Genomic DNA, 14,174 nt, shown 5'->3' on the forward strand with positions numbered 1-14,174 from the left:
GCATGCACAACCGTTTCGACACCCTCCCGCAGCGCCGCGCGATCATCGATCGGGGCCGGATCGCCGAGCAACTCGCGGCGATCGACGGCGAGGATCGCGTCGCGCTGCGCCGCGCCGCGGTGCCGATCCTCAAGGCCGCGCTCGATGCCGGGCGCGTCGAGATCGAGCGGCGGCTGATCGAGCATCCCTCGCGCGGGCTCGAATCCGCCGCCAGCCAGGCGTTCCTGACCGATCGGCTGCTGCGCCTGATCTACGATTTCACGCTCGAACGGCTTTATCCGGTGGGCAATGCCACGACCGGCGAGCGGCTCACGCTGATCGCGGTCGGCGGCTATGGGCGCGGCGAGATGGCGCCCTATTCCGATCTCGATATCGGCTTCCTCACCCCCTGGAAGCAGACCGGCTGGGCCGAGCAGATGATCGAGACCATGCTCTACACCTTGTGGGATCTGGGGCTCAAGGTCGGCCATTCGAGCCGCTCGCTCGACGATATGGTGCGCCAGGCCAAGAGCGACATCACGATCCGCACCGCGCTGCTCGAGGCGCGCTACGTCTGCGGCGATACCGGCCTGTACGAAGAGGCGTCGCGGCGCTTCAAGGCCGAGGTGCAGACCGATACGGCGGGCTTCGTCGCCGACAAGCTCGCCGAGCGCGAGGTGCGGCACAAGAAGATGGGCGATACGCGCTATGTCGTCGAGCCCAACGTCAAGGAAGGGAAGGGCGGCCTGCGCGATCTGCATACTTTGTTCTGGATCGGCAAATACGCCTATAACGTGCAACGCGCCGCCGAATTGGTCGATGCCGGGCTGCTCACCGCCAACGAATATCGCCAGTTCCACCGCGCGGACAATTTCCTCTGGGCGGTGCGCTGCCACCTGCACAGCCTTGCTGGCCGCGGCGAGGATCGCCTGACCTTCGATCTGCAGCGTGACATTGCCGAGCGCATGCGTTTCGCCGACCGGCCGGGCAAATCGAGCGTCGAGCGCTTCATGCAATACTACTTTTTGCAGGCGAAGACGGTCGGCAATTTGAGCGGCGTGTTCCTCGCGCATCTCGACGAGAAGTTCGCCGCGCGCGGGCGGCGCTTCGGCCTGCCGATGCTGCGCCGCTCGCCGCGCAAGCTCAACGGCTTCATGCTGGTGCGCGGGCGGCTCGCGCTGCCGGCGGACGATTTCCTGGCGCAAAACCCGCTGCGGTTGATCGAACTGTTCGCGCTGGCGGACAAGCATGGCCTGGAAATCCATCCGCTGGCGATGCGCATCGCCGCGCGCGATGCCAAGCTGGCCGACGAGCTGCGCCGCGATCCCGCGGCCAACGCGCTGTTCCTCGATATCCTGACCAGCCCGCGCGATCCGGAGATCGTGCTGCGCTGGATGAACGAGGCCGGCGTGCTGGGGCGCTTCGTGCCCGATTTCGGCCGCATCGTCGCGCAGATGCAGTTCGACATGTATCATCATTATACCGTCGACGAGCATACGATCCGCGCGCTCGGACTGCTTAGCAAGATCGAACATGGCACGCTGGTCGAGGACCATCCGCTGGTCACCGCGATCTGCAAGCAGATCGTGTCGCGCCGCGTGCTCTATGTCGCGGTGCTGCTGCACGACATCGCCAAGGGGCGCGGCGGCGATCACTCGATCCTCGGCGCCGAGGTCGCGGAACGGCTCGGCCCGCGCTTCGGGCTGACGCCGGCCGAGACCGAGACGGCGGCGTGGCTGGTGCGCTATCACCTGCTGATGTCGGCCACTGCGTTCAAGCGCGACCTGTCCGACTTCAAGACGATCCTCGATTTCTGCGAAGTCGTGCAGAGCCCGGAGCGGCTGCGGCTGCTGCTCGCGCTGACGGTGGTGGATATCCGTGCGGTCGGGCCTGGCGTGTGGAATGGCTGGAAGCGGCAATTGCTCTCCGATCTGTACGAATTGGCCGAGGAAGTGCTGCGGCTGGGGCACAAGCAGAAGGGCCGCAGCGAGCGCATCGCCACCAAGCAGGAAGCGCTGCAGGCAACGCTCGGCTGGGACGATGCGACCTTTGCCGATCTCGTACGGCGCCTGCCAGAGCCCTATTGGGTAGCGGAGCCGGACGACGTGCTGGCGCGCAACGCGCGGCAGATCGTCGCCGCGGGGGCGGCGCAGCTGTCGATCGCCGCGCAGGTCTATCCCGAGCGCGGCGCGACGCTCGTCACGGTCTATGCCGCCGATCACCCCGGCCTGTTCTACCGCATCGCCGGCGCGATCCATGCGGCGGGCGGCAATATCATCGACGCGCGCATCCACACCACGCGCGACGGCATGGCGCTGGACAATTTCCTGGTTCAGGATCCGCTCGGCCGCCCGTTCGACGACGAAGGCCAGTTGCAGCGCCTGCACACCGGGATCGAGGATGCGCTGGCCAATCGCGGGCGGCTGGCCGATCGCCTGCGCGCCAAGCCGCTGCCCCGGATGCGCGCCGAGGCGTTCGACATCGCGCCCAACGTGCTGATCGACAACAAGGCCTCGAACCGCTTCACCGTGATCGAGGTCAATGCGCGCGACCGGCCGGCGCTGCTGCACCAATTGGCGCACACGCTGTTCCAGTCGAAGGTGACGATCCATTCCTCGCACGTCGCGACGTACGGCGAGCGCGCGGTCGATACCTTCTATCTGACCGATCTGACCGGCGACAAGATCCAGAGTGCTGCCCGGCTCAAGGCGCTCGAGCGGCGCCTGCTTGATGCTGCGGCAGGGATCGATATGATCGAGGCTGCCTGAGGGGGGATACGACATGCCGGTACTGGGTATTGGGGGATTGTTCTTTCGCGCGGCGGATCCGGACGCGCTGAGCGCCTGGTACCGCGAGCATCTCGGCATCGGCGCCGGTTGCGTGGCGACCGAGGGCGCAACCCCGGACGAATGGAGCTGGCAGGCGGAAGGCGGGCCGGTGGTGTTCGCGCCGTTCAAGGCGGACAGCGACTATTTCGCGGCGGACAAGCAGTTCATGCTCAACCTGCGCGTGCGCGATCTTGATTCGCTGCTCGAGCAGCTGCACGCCGCGGGGATCGCGGTGATCACCAAGCCGGAATGGAACGACCCGACGACGGGTCAGTTCGCGCGCATCCACGATCCCGAGGGCAACGAGATCGAACTGTGGGAGCCGCCGGTGGCATGACGCCGGCCCATGCCCGCTGTGGACCAGGATCGCCGCGCTGGCGATCGATCCGCCAGGCGCGCGGCTGACCTTCGTCGCACGGCTGGCGCGCGAGAATGACTGGAATCCGGCCTATGCCGCCGCGGTGGTGCAGGAATATCGCCGCTTCCTGTTCCTCGCGGCAACGGCGGCGGGCGCGGTAACGCCGTCCGATGCGGTCGATCAGGCGTGGCACCTGCATCTGGCCTATACGCGCAGCTATTGGGACGATCTGTGCGGCGGCGTGCTGGGCCGGCCGCTGCATCACGGGCCGACCGCCGGCGGCGCGCAGGAGCAGACGCGCTACCAGGCACAATATGTCGCGACGCTGGTGGCGTATGAGGCCGCCTTCGGCACGCCGCCGCCGCCGGCGATCTGGCCGCCGGTCGAACGGCGCTTCGCGGCGCGGTTCGTGCGGGCCGATCGCGCGACGCTCTGGCTGGTGCCGAAGCGGGCGGCGCTGATCAGCGTCGCGGCGCCGGCGGCAGGCGTTGCGCTGATCGCCGCCACCGGTGGCACTGTCGCAGGAGTCCTCGTGCCGCTGGTGGTGCTGGCGATCGGCGCGGCGGCGGTGGGTTTCGGTCGGCGGCACGGCCGGCGTACCCGGCGCGGCCAGAGCGAGGGCGACGGGTGCGGATCCGGCTGCAGCAGCAGCGACAGCGGCGGACATCATGGCGATTCGGGCTGCGGCGGGCACGGCGGCGGCTGTGGCGGGGGCGGGGACTGAACGTCCGTCAGTCGCGCTGGCCCCGGTAAGGCGGCGCCGCAATACTCCATGGTCGTTGCGCGGCCGGGGCCCGGCCTGCGCCGGTGAAAGCGCGTCGTGATAACGAAAACGGCCCGCCTCCTGGTCGGAGACGGGCCGCTTTGGGGTCAGCTGGTTCGGCTCAGAAGCGCGAGCGCAGCGTCAGGCCGTAAGTGCGTGGCTCGGCCAGATACGAGGTGAAGATCTGGTTGCCCACGCCGCCGAACGCCTGGACCTGCGCCTGCGAACCGGCGCCCTGGAACGGGGCGTTGAAGCCGACCTGCTGATAGTTGGTGTCGAGCAGGTTCTGCGCCCAGAGCTCGAGCGCCCATTTCTTGTCGGCGCCGCGCAGCCCGACGCGTGCGTTCATCACGAAGAACGCGTCCTGCTCCTTCTCGACGAACAGATCCGAGCCGGTGTTGTAGTCCGACGACAGGCGGCCATCGACATAGAACAATGCGCTGAGGCCGCTGCTGCCGATGTCCGGCGTCCAGCTGACCGAGCTCGTCACCACGTTGCGCGGCGCGTTCGACAACTGCTTGCCAGCGAGCAGGAACAGGGCCGGGTCGAGCGCCTCGCCCGAATTGCTGCCGACCAGGTTGTTGCGGAACTTGGTGTCGGAGAAGGTATAGCCCATCGCCACCGAGAAGTTGCGCGCCGGATAGAAGCCCGCTTCCAGCTCGACGCCCTGCGAGACCACGCCGTACTGCGTATCGCCATTGGCGCACGCCCCGGTCGTCGCACTCGCATCGGTATCGCCGCCGTTCAGGCTGGTCTTGCACGACTGGATGTTCTGCACGACGAAGTTGGTGCCGTTGAACGTGTTGAGCTGGAAGTTGGCGAATTCCTGGCGGAACGCGGCGGCGTTGAAGGTGAACTGGCGCGAGCTGTACTTCAGGCCGATCTCATAGGCGTTCACCGTCTCGGCGTCGAAGCGCAGGCGCGACGCATCCGGGTTGGCGAGCGTCGAGGCAAGGAATGCCGGCCCGAGATCCGAACGGTCGAGATTGTAGCCGCCGGCCTTATAGCCACGCGAATAGCTGGCATAGGTCAGCAGCGCATCGACCGGCTTCCAGGAAAGCACGCCGGTGCCGGTGAACTCGCCTTCGCTCAGACTGTCGTTGAGCTTCACGTTGTTGAGGTTCGAGCTGGAATTGCCCGTGCAGCCCAGCGTGATGATCCCGGCTGCGACCGAGGCAAGCGCCGGGTTGGCGAGCAGCCCGCCCAGCCCGCCCGCGGCGGAGCCGGCCTGCAGCGCCGGGCAGACCGTGTTGTTGTTCTGGAAGCTGGCGTCGAAATCCTTCTTCTCGCGCGTGTAGCGCAGGCCGGCGGTGATGCTCAGCCGGTCGGTCAGCTTGAAGATATTGTGCGTGAAGAAGGCGTAGTTGTTGCTCGTCTGGTTATAGACGTCGCGGCTGCTGCCGAGATCGTTGAGCGTGCTCAGACGGCGCAGATTGCCGGTGATCAGCGGCGCAGCGGCGCCGAACGTCGCATTGACGGCCGCGATGCCGGTCGCGCTCAGGCAGCCCGGGGCGGAGAGATCGCGCAGCGCCGGCGACGCGCTGATCCCGGAGACGACGCGACACGCGGCGAACTGGCCGTACTGCGTACCGAACTTGAGGTTGTCGACGACCTGCAGCTGCTCGTTGCTGTAATAGCCGCCGACCAGCCAGTCGAGCTTGCCGCCGAGCGCTTCGCCGTTCAGCCGCACTTCCTGCGTGAAGGTGTGGAACTGGCGGTAATTGTTGCCGTCGTCGGGGCGGTAGCCGATGTCGAGGCTGCCATAATCGATGTCCGCCGCGCCTTCGGCGTTATATTCGCGATACGCGGTGATCGAGGTCAGCGAGGCGCCGCCGAGATTGATGTCGATCTGGCCCGAGCCGCCATAATCCACCGTCTTGTTGCTATAGGCGCGGCCGGGGGAGTTGGCGATGCGGCGGTTATACGGATCGCCGGCGCTGGGGAACACGGCGCCCAGGCCCTTCATGATATCGACGATGCGGTTGCCGGCCGGATTGACGGTATAGTCGCCGGGAACGCCCGGGGTCGGATCGATCTTCTCGTTCAGATCGGTGTAGACCGCGCCGCAGCACTTCTCGTCGCGATGGCTGTAATCGCCGATCAGGCGGACGCGAATGTCGCTCGACGGCTCCCACAGCAATTGCGCACGCCCGAAGATGCGGTTGCGATCGTTGTAATCGGTGTCGTTGACGACGTCGTAATAATAGCCGTCGCGCTTGGCGTAGATGCCGTCGATGCGGAAGCCCAGCGTCTCGCTGATCGGGCCGGTGATGGCGCCGGCAAGGCGGATATTGTTGTAATTGCCGTACGTGCCCTCGGCATAGCCGCCGAACTTGTTCAGATCCGGTGCCTTGGTGATCACGCTGATCGTGCCGGCAGAGGCGTTGCGACCCGACAGCGTGCCCTGCGGGCCGCGCAGCACTTCGATGCGATCGACTTCGCCGAGATCGTTGAGCCCGGAGCCGGTGCGGCTGCGATAGACGCCGTCGATGAACGTCGCGACCGAGCTTTCCAGGCCGGGATTGTCGCCGACCGTGCCGATGCCGCGGATACGCGCCGAGGCGTTTGATTCGCTACCGGTCGAGCTGACCAGCAGCGACGGGGCGAGCTGGCTGAGCTGGCGGATATCGGTCGCGCCGGAATTCTGCAGCGCTTCCTGGCTGACCGCGGACACCGCGATCGGCACGTTGGACAGGCGCTCGCTGCGGCGCGTGGCGGTGACGATGATGTCGCCCTGGCTGGAGACCTCTTCGGTCGTGTCGGCGGCGGTATCGGCGGGGGCGGTGGCTTCGGAGGCGACCTGCGCGTCCTGCGTCGTCGTCTCGGTGGTGGTCGTGCTGGCGGTGGCGTCCTGCGCCAGAGCGGGGGACGTGATCGCCATCGTAGCGACGGACAACAGTAACGCGGTTTTGCGCATAGCGAGCCTCTCCTGGAATTTCGTGCCCGGCATATTTGCCATTGGGGCTCGGTGTCATAGAGCGCAAACGCGTGAGGTAAAGCCAATAAATGACTAGAAATCGGCCATTCTTGGCCGGATCGGTTCTATGTCGAAGGGTGTGATTGCGCTTTACGCAATCGTCAGCGCATTTTCCGTTACGGAAAGCGCGAGAAGCAACGGGCCGGCAACAATGATGATTGTCATCTTTGCAACCGGCCCGACCGCGGGATATTATTTGGGCGAGAGCACCATCAGCATCTGACGGCCTTCCATGCGCGGATAGGCCTCGACCTTCGCGGTCTCGGCAATGTCCGCCTGCACGCGCTGCAGCAGCGCCATGCCGAGCTGGCCGTGGCTCAGCTCGCGGCCGCGGAAGCGCAGCGTGATCTTGACCTTGTCGCCCTCGTCGATGAACTCGGCGACCTTCTTCATCTTGGTGTTGTAATCGTGGTCGTCGATGTTCGGACGCATCTTGATCTCTTTGATCTCCTGCGTCTTCTGGCTCTTGCGGGCGAGATTCGCCTTCTTCTGCGCCTCGTACTTGAACTTGCCGACATCGAGGAACTTGGCCACCGGCGGATCGGCGTTGGGCGACACCTCGACCAGGTCGAGACCGACCTCGCGCGCCTGCTCCATCGCTTCGCGGGTGTACATCACGCCGAGATTCTCGCCCTCTCCGTCGATCACGCGGACCTTGGGCGACAGGATGAATTCGTTGAAGCGAGGGCCGTTCATCGGCGGCGCCTGGCGGGTCATTGGGGGTCGGATAGGTGTAGCTCCTGTGGTTGTTGACGGTCGGATATAATACCGAAGCGGTGAAATTGAAAGTTCAGTCCAATGAATCTAGCTGGATCACGACGCCGGGCAGCAGCAGGGCAGCTACGGCGTCGTGCGCCTCATATTCCTCGACATCGGTATAGCGGCCATCGACCGGCAGGCGGTGGACGCGGATCGTCTGGCGAACGGCATCGACGACCCAATAATCACGGACGCCGTACTTGGCGTATAGCGGTGATTTGATGCGCAGGTCGTAGCCGAGCGAACTGTCCGCCACTTCGATGACGATCGACAGATCGGGGCCGCGCATTTCTCGCGGCAGGCCGTCTTTGCGCCAGACAGCAAGGTCCGGTTCAACCAGAATGTCTGGTGCCAGGCTGACCGAAGGTTCGACGAACAGACGGACATCATCGGCAAGGGAAAGCACCAGAATGCGGGTCAACCGCGATTTCATGATCTCGTGGCAATTGGCCTTTGCCGCAGCCATCGGCACGATCTCCCCGTCGATCAGCTCGAAATTGTCGCTTTCCGCCAAAACGCCCGATTCCGTCAGCGCGTAGACGTCATCGACGGTCAGTCGCGCCGGGATCAGTCCCTTCCGGATATTCTGAAAGACGGTCATTGCCTGTGAAATATCACAAATCCGGCGCTTTGGCATCCTCGACCAGCTTGGCGATCACGTCGTCGAGCGACAGGAATTGCTGCCGCTCGCTGCCCAACTGGCGCAGCGCCACGGTGCCTTCCTCGGCCTCGCGCTTGCCCACCACCAGCAAATTGGGCACCTTGGCGAGCGAATGTTCGCGTACCTTGTAGTTGATCTTCTCGTTGCGCAGGTCGGTCTCGACGCGGATCCCCGCCGCCTTGAGCTTCTCGGCTACCTCTTGCGCATAATCGTCGGCATCCGACACGATCGTCGCGACCACCGCCTGCACCGGCGCCAGCCAGAGCGGGAAGCGCCCGGCATGATGCTCGATCAGGATGCCGAGAAAGCGTTCGAACGTGCCGAGGATCGCGCGGTGCAGCATCACCGGGCGGTGGCGCTCGCCATCCTGCCCGACATAGCTGGCGTCGAGCCGCTCGGGCAGCACGCGATCGGACTGGATCGTGCCGACCTGCCAGGTCCGCCCGATCGCGTCGGTCAGGTGGAATTCGAGCTTCGGCGCATAGAAGGCGCCTTCGCCCGGCAGTTCCTCGAACTTGGCCTTGATCGAATCGCTGAGCTTCGAGGTCAGCACCGCCTCGCGCAGCTCGTGCTCGGCCTTGTCCCACATTTCTTCGCTGCCGAAACGCTTGTCGGGGCGCAGCGCCAGCTTGACCGCATAATCCTCGAAGCCGAGATCGCGGTACACGCTGTCGAGCAGTTCGCAGAAGCTCTGCACTTCCGCGACCAGCTGGTCCTCGCGCACGAAGATATGCGCGTCGTCCTGCGTGAACTGGCGCACGCGCATGATGCCGTGCAGCGCGCCGTGCGGCTCGTTGCGGTGGCAGCAGCCGAATTCGGCCATGCGCATTGGCAGGTCGCGGTAGCTCTTGATCCCCTGGCGGAAGATCAGCACGTGCGCCGGGCAGTTCATCGGCTTCAGCGCCATCAGGTCGGCGGTGCCGCTGAAGATCGCCGCCGCATCGTCGGTGTTCGGAATCTCGTCTGGCACGACGAACATGTTCTCGCGATATTTGCCCCAGTGGCCGGACTGCTCCCACTGGCGCGCGTCCATCAGCTGCGGCGTCTTCACTTCCTCATAGCCCGCGGCATCGAGCCGGCGGCGCATATAGGCCTCCAGCTGGCGCCAGATCATATAGCCCTTGGGGTGCCAGAACACGGACCCTTGCGCCTCGGACTGGAGATGGAACAGGTCCATTTCCTGACCGATCTTGCGGTGGTCGCGCTTGGCTGCCTCCTCGAGCATCGTCAGATGCGCATCGAGCTGCTTCTTGTTAAGCCACGCCGTGCCGTAGATCCGGCTCAGCATCGCGTTGTTCTGGTCGCCGCGCCAATAGGCGCCAGAGACGCGCGTCAGCTTGAACGCGTTCGGGTCGAGCTTGCCGGTCGAGACCATGTGCGGCCCGCGGCACATGTCGAGCCAGGCTCCTTGCCGATAGATCGTCAGTTCCTCGCCCTCGGGCAGTTCGGCGGCCCATTCGGCCTTGAACGTCTCGCCCTGCCGGGTCCAGGTCTCGATCAGCTGCTGGCGGCTCCACACTTCGCGGACGAACGGCTCGTTCTTGGCGATGATGCGGCGCATCTCCGCCTCGATCGCGGGCAAATCCTCTTCCGTGAACTGCCGGTCCTTCGGCGCGAAATCGTAATAGAAGCCGTCGTCCGTCGCCGGGCCGAAGGTGATCTGCGTGCCGGGGAACAGATGCTGCACCGCTTCGGCCATGACATGCGCGAAATCGTGCCGCGCGAGCTCCAGCGCATCGGCTTCGTCGCGCGCGGTAACCAGGGCAAGCTGCGAATCGCGCTCGAACGGGCGCATGATATCGCGCAGCTCGCCATCGACGCGCGCGGCGATCGCCGCCTTGGCGAGGCCGGGGCCGATCGCCGCGGCGATGTCCGCCGGGGTAGTCCCCGGGGCTACCTCGCGGACGGAACCGTCGGGCAGCGAGATGCGGAACAGCGCGGACATGAGGACAGGGTCTTTCCGTGGAGGAGTGGACGGCCGGCTTAAGCCGGGTGCGCCGATATAGGCAAGCGCGTCCGTTCCGTCACCCTGTCGTGCACGGGCATGAGTCGCGTGGCAAAGAGGCGGGCCAGCGACCCGCCTCCGTTCAGCCGCGTCGGCCGCTCAGCAATGGCCGACGGCCTCGTACAGTCGCTCGGCCCGCCCGGTTCGCTCGGCTCGCTCGGTCCGCTCGGTGCGCTCGACCCGGAAGCGATCGGCCTGCGCGGCGAGCTGCGCCACCTCGTGGGTCAGGTTGCGTGCCGCCGCCGAGGTCTGTTCGACCATCGCCGCATTCTGCTGGGTCGACGTATCCATTTCGTGCACCGCGCTGCTCACCTCGCTGATCGCGCTGGCCTGCGCGGCATTGTCGTTGGCGATCTGCTCGGCAAGCCGCGCCGCCTGTTCGCCCGAGGTCAGGATCACGCCGAACGCATCGTCGACTTCCTGGACGGCGTCGACCGCCGCGCCGATGTCCAGCCGGGTCACGCTCAGCTGGTCGCGCGCGCGCTTGGCTTCCTCCTCGGCGCGCATCGCCAGCGCGCTGACCAGATCCGCGACGACCGCGAAGCCGCGCCCGGCATCGCCGGCGCGCCCCGCCTCGACCGCGGCGTTCATCGCCAGAACGCGCGTCTGGAACGCGATCTTGTCGAGCCCCTCGATCACGTCGTCGATCCCCTTGGCGCTTTCCAGCACGCGCGTCATCGCCTTGACCGCATCGTCGGTGCGCTCGCGCCCGGCCTGCACCGCGGTCTTGGCCTGTTCCGACGTCTCGACCGATTGTGTCGCGGCGTGCGCGGTCGCCTTCAGCCGGGAATCGACCTGCTGGATCGCGGCGGCGGTCTGCTCCAGGCTTGCCGCATTGCTTTCGGTGCGCCGCGCGAGGTCGTTGGAGGCCTGCGCGATCTCGCTCGATCCGCTGCGGATGTTGCTCGTGCCGGCCATCACCGATCCGAGCAGCCCGCGCAGGCTGGCTAGCGCCTGGTTGAAGCTCGCCTTGAGCGGCGCATATTCGGCCGGATAATCCTCCGTGATGTCGGCAGTCAGATCGCAATTGGACAGGCAGTCGAAATTTTCCGCCATCCGCTTGATGATCGCCGAATGGCGCGCCGATTGTTCGTTGAGCGCGATCTGTTCCTGCGCGGTCGCGCGGAACGCGAACATCGCCTTGGTCATCCGGCCGACGCAATCCTTATAGTCGGTAAAGTGGATCGGACTGTCGAGATCGCCCGCCGCGAGCCCCTCCATCCGCACCACGGTGGTGACATAGGGGACGCACACCGCCTCGCGGAACAGATGCGCCAGCACGACGCCCAGGCCGGTCGCGCCCAGCGCGACCCACGGCGCTGCCGCGGGCGACAATAGCGTGGCCAGCGTCACGATGCCCAGCAGCCCGACCAGGCTGCCGTAGGACACCAGCATCTTCAAGCGAATGGGCGCATCGGCCCGAAACCAGTTCATCGATCTTCCCCGCGCTATGGATCGCGTGCGATGACGCGCTGTCCATTATAGACGGCGGCCGAGGGGGCGGGGCGCCACGGGGACGAATTCGCGTCAGGCGATGCCGAACGGCACCACGCGGTTGCTGCGGGTATGGCCGATCTCGGCGCGCCCCAGATAGGGCACGCGCATCTCGCCGCACCAGCGCTGGATCATCGTCTCGATCGTCTCGCCCCATTCCGGCTCGTTCGCCTGGACGTCGCTGATCTGGCCCAGGCGGACGCCGGCAATGCCCTTGAGCTGCGTCGCGTGCGCCATGGTGAACAGCATCCGGTCGATCCGGTAGAGCGGCTCGGACACGTCCTCGACGATCAGCACGTGATCGGTCAAATCGGGCAGCCAGGGCGTTCCGATCAGCGCGGTCAGGATCGCGAGGTTGAACGCCGCCGCCGGGCGGCCGTCGAGCCCCGGTTCGAGCACCGCGCGATCCTTCTTGGTCAGCCACAGCAGCGCGCGGCTGAAACCGATCCCGCCGTCGCCGCTGCCCGCGGTCGAGACCATCGGGCCATGCACCGGTTGCCCGATCCGCGCGGCATAGAGCGCGCCGAGCACGAACCCCATGTCGGAAAAGCCGAGATAGGTCTTGCGCCGCGCCGCCGCGCCGAGCGCGGGGATCGCCGCGTGCAGGATGCGGTTGGAGCCATAGCCACCGCGCGCGAACCAGATCGCGTCGATCGTCGGATCGTTCGCCATCGTGACGAACGCGGCGGTGCGCACCGCATCCGATCCCGCGAAATGCCCCTCGGCCAGGAAGCATTGCGGATCGATCACCAGATCGACCTCCGGCGCGATGATCGCCGCCAGTCCCTGCGCGCGTGCCGCCAATGCCTCGTCAATCCCCCGCGCGGGGGCGACCACTCCGATCTTCATCACATTTCCCGTGGCGGTTTGCGCTGACCCGCGATAGCCCCGCGCAATGACCAACGGCAAACCTTACTTCCCCGCCCCCGACGCCTCATCGCACTATTTCTTCGTCGGCATCGGCGGCAGCGGCATGATGCCACTGGCGATGATACTCGCCGGGCGCGGCGCGACCGTCGCGGGATCGGATCGGACGCTCGATGCCGGGCGGCTGCCGGCCAAGTTCGATGATCTCGCCGCCAAGGGCGTGACGCTGTTTCCGCAGGACGGATCGGGCGTCACCTCGGCGGACCAGATCGTCGTCGCCTCCGCGGCAATCGAATCGACCGTGCCGGATATCGTCGCGGCGGACGCGCTCGGCGCGCCGCGGATGAGCCGGGCCGAACTGCTCAGCCAGTTGTTCAACGCCAGCGTGCTGCCGATCGGCGTCGCGGGGACGAGCGGCAAATCGACCGTCACGGGCATGATCGGCTGGATCCTGCACGCCTGCGGGCGCGCGCCCACGGTAATGAACGGCGCGGTCATGAAGAATTTCGCGGCGCCGGACGCGCCCTTCGCCAGCGCGCTGGTCGGCGAGGGGGAGGCGTTCGTCTCGGAAGTGGACGAGAGCGACGGCTCGATCGCGCTTTATCATCCCAAGATCGCGGTGCTCAACAATGTCAGCCTCGATCACAAGAGCCTCGAGGAATTGCGCAGCCTGTTCGGCACCTTCGCCGCCAAGGCGGTGACCACGGTGGTCAATGTCGGCGATGCCGAATCCGCCGCGCTGGCGATGAGCCTGCCGCGCGACCGGCTCGTCACCTTCGCGATCGATGCCTCGGCCGATCTGCGCGCCGAGAATTTGGCGCCGGAGCCGTTCGCGATCAGCTTCGATCTCGTGAAGGGTGGCGAGCGTCACAAGGTGCGGCTGTCGGTGCCGGGGCGGCACAATGTGGCCAACGCGCTGGCGGCGCTCGGCGCGGCGCGCGCGGCGGGCGTGCCGCTGGCCGAGGCGATCCAGGCGATCGAGGGTTTTGTCGGCCTCAAGCGGCGCTTCGAGCGCGTCGGCACGGCCGGAGGCGTCGCGGTGATCGACGATTTCGGGCACAATCCGGACAAGATCGCCGCCACGCTGGAGACGCTGCACGCCTTTCCCGGGCGGCTGCTCGTGCTGTTCCAGCCACATGGCTATGGCCCGCTGAAGGTGATGCGGCACGATCTGGTGGCGATGTTCGCCGAACGGCTCGCCGCCGATGACGTGCTGGTGCTGCCCGATCCGGTCTATCAGGGCGGCACGGTATCGCGCGACGTGACCAGCGCGGATATCGTCGCCGAAATCGCCGCGACCGGCGCGCAGGCGGTGCATATCGCCGATCGGGCGGGCGCGGCGGCGCACCTCGTGGCGCTGGCGCGGCCGGGCGATCGCATCGTGGTGATGGGCGCGCGCGACGATACGCTGAGCCAGCTCGCCGCGGAGATGCTGGCAAAGCTGGCCTGACGCCATTCTGCCGGGCAGGCAGCAGACGCACGG

10 protein-coding genes are annotated in these 14,174 nt (G+C 66.3%); 4 read left to right on the plus strand and 6 right to left on the minus strand.

Going from position 1 to position 14,174, the window contains the following annotated elements; all coding sequences use genetic code 11:
• Positions 1-2 precede the first annotated feature (2 nt).
• The 3 genes from NV401_RS05750 (at position 3) to NV401_RS05760 (ending at position 3,889) form a co-directional block, all read left to right on the plus strand.
• Positions 3-2,747 (plus strand): [protein-PII] uridylyltransferase, encoded by a 2,745-nt coding sequence (locus NV401_RS05750; RefSeq protein WP_261293432.1) that lies wholly within the window; start codon positions 3-5, stop codon positions 2,745-2,747.
• A 13-nt stretch (positions 2,748-2,760) separates the two neighbouring features.
• Positions 2,761-3,144 carry a VOC family protein gene (locus tag NV401_RS05755; RefSeq protein ID WP_261293433.1) on the plus strand — a complete coding sequence of 128 codons (384 nt, stop codon included), beginning with the start codon at positions 2,761-2,763 and terminating at the stop codon, positions 3,142-3,144.
• Between the two features lie 124 nt (positions 3,145-3,268).
• The gene (locus tag NV401_RS05760; protein WP_261293434.1) at positions 3,269-3,889 is read left to right on the plus strand and encodes a glycine-rich domain-containing protein; all 621 of its coding nucleotides are present in this window, start codon (positions 3,269-3,271) and stop codon (positions 3,887-3,889) included.
• Positions 3,890-4,049: 160 nt separating this feature from the next.
• Here NV401_RS05760 and NV401_RS05765 read toward each other — a convergent pair whose 3' ends face one another.
• The 6 genes from NV401_RS05765 to NV401_RS05790 all read right to left on the minus strand — a co-directional run bounded on the left by NV401_RS05765 (position 4,050) and on the right by NV401_RS05790 (position 12,673).
• Complete coding sequence (locus NV401_RS05765; RefSeq protein WP_261293435.1) at positions 4,050-6,845, minus strand: TonB-dependent receptor; 2,796 nt, start codon at positions 6,843-6,845, stop codon at positions 4,050-4,052.
• Between the two features lie 252 nt (positions 6,846-7,097).
• Positions 7,098-7,622, minus strand: a complete 525-nt coding sequence (gene infC, locus NV401_RS05770) for a translation initiation factor IF-3 (protein WP_261293436.1) — start codon at positions 7,620-7,622, stop codon at positions 7,098-7,100.
• Between the two features lie 73 nt (positions 7,623-7,695).
• A complete protein-coding gene (locus tag NV401_RS05775) occupies positions 7,696-8,265 on the minus strand; it encodes a Uma2 family endonuclease (protein WP_261293437.1) in 570 nt (189 codons plus the stop codon).
• A 13-nt stretch (positions 8,266-8,278) separates the two neighbouring features.
• On the minus strand, positions 8,279-10,270 hold the full coding sequence (gene thrS / locus NV401_RS05780) for a threonine--tRNA ligase (RefSeq protein ID WP_261293438.1): 1,992 nt from the start codon (positions 10,268-10,270) through the stop codon (positions 8,279-8,281).
• 159 nt (positions 10,271-10,429) lie between these two features.
• Entirely contained in the window at positions 10,430-11,764 is a 1,335-nt protein-coding gene (locus tag NV401_RS05785) for a methyl-accepting chemotaxis protein (RefSeq protein WP_261293439.1), read from the minus strand.
• 93 nt (positions 11,765-11,857) lie between these two features.
• A complete protein-coding gene (locus NV401_RS05790) occupies positions 11,858-12,673 on the minus strand; it encodes an LD-carboxypeptidase (RefSeq protein WP_261293440.1) in 816 nt (271 codons plus the stop codon).
• A 46-nt stretch (positions 12,674-12,719) separates the two neighbouring features.
• On the opposite strand from NV401_RS05790, the gene NV401_RS05795 reads away from it, so the two are divergent.
• Complete coding sequence (locus tag NV401_RS05795; RefSeq protein WP_261293441.1) at positions 12,720-14,141, plus strand: UDP-N-acetylmuramate--L-alanine ligase; 1,422 nt, start codon at positions 12,720-12,722, stop codon at positions 14,139-14,141.
• The last annotated feature ends 33 nt before the right edge of the window (positions 14,142-14,174 follow it).

The sequence above is a fragment of the Sphingomonas hylomeconis genome, assembly GCF_025370105.1.
In the GTDB taxonomy this organism is placed as follows: domain Bacteria; phylum Pseudomonadota; class Alphaproteobacteria; order Sphingomonadales; family Sphingomonadaceae; genus Sphingomonas; species Sphingomonas hylomeconis.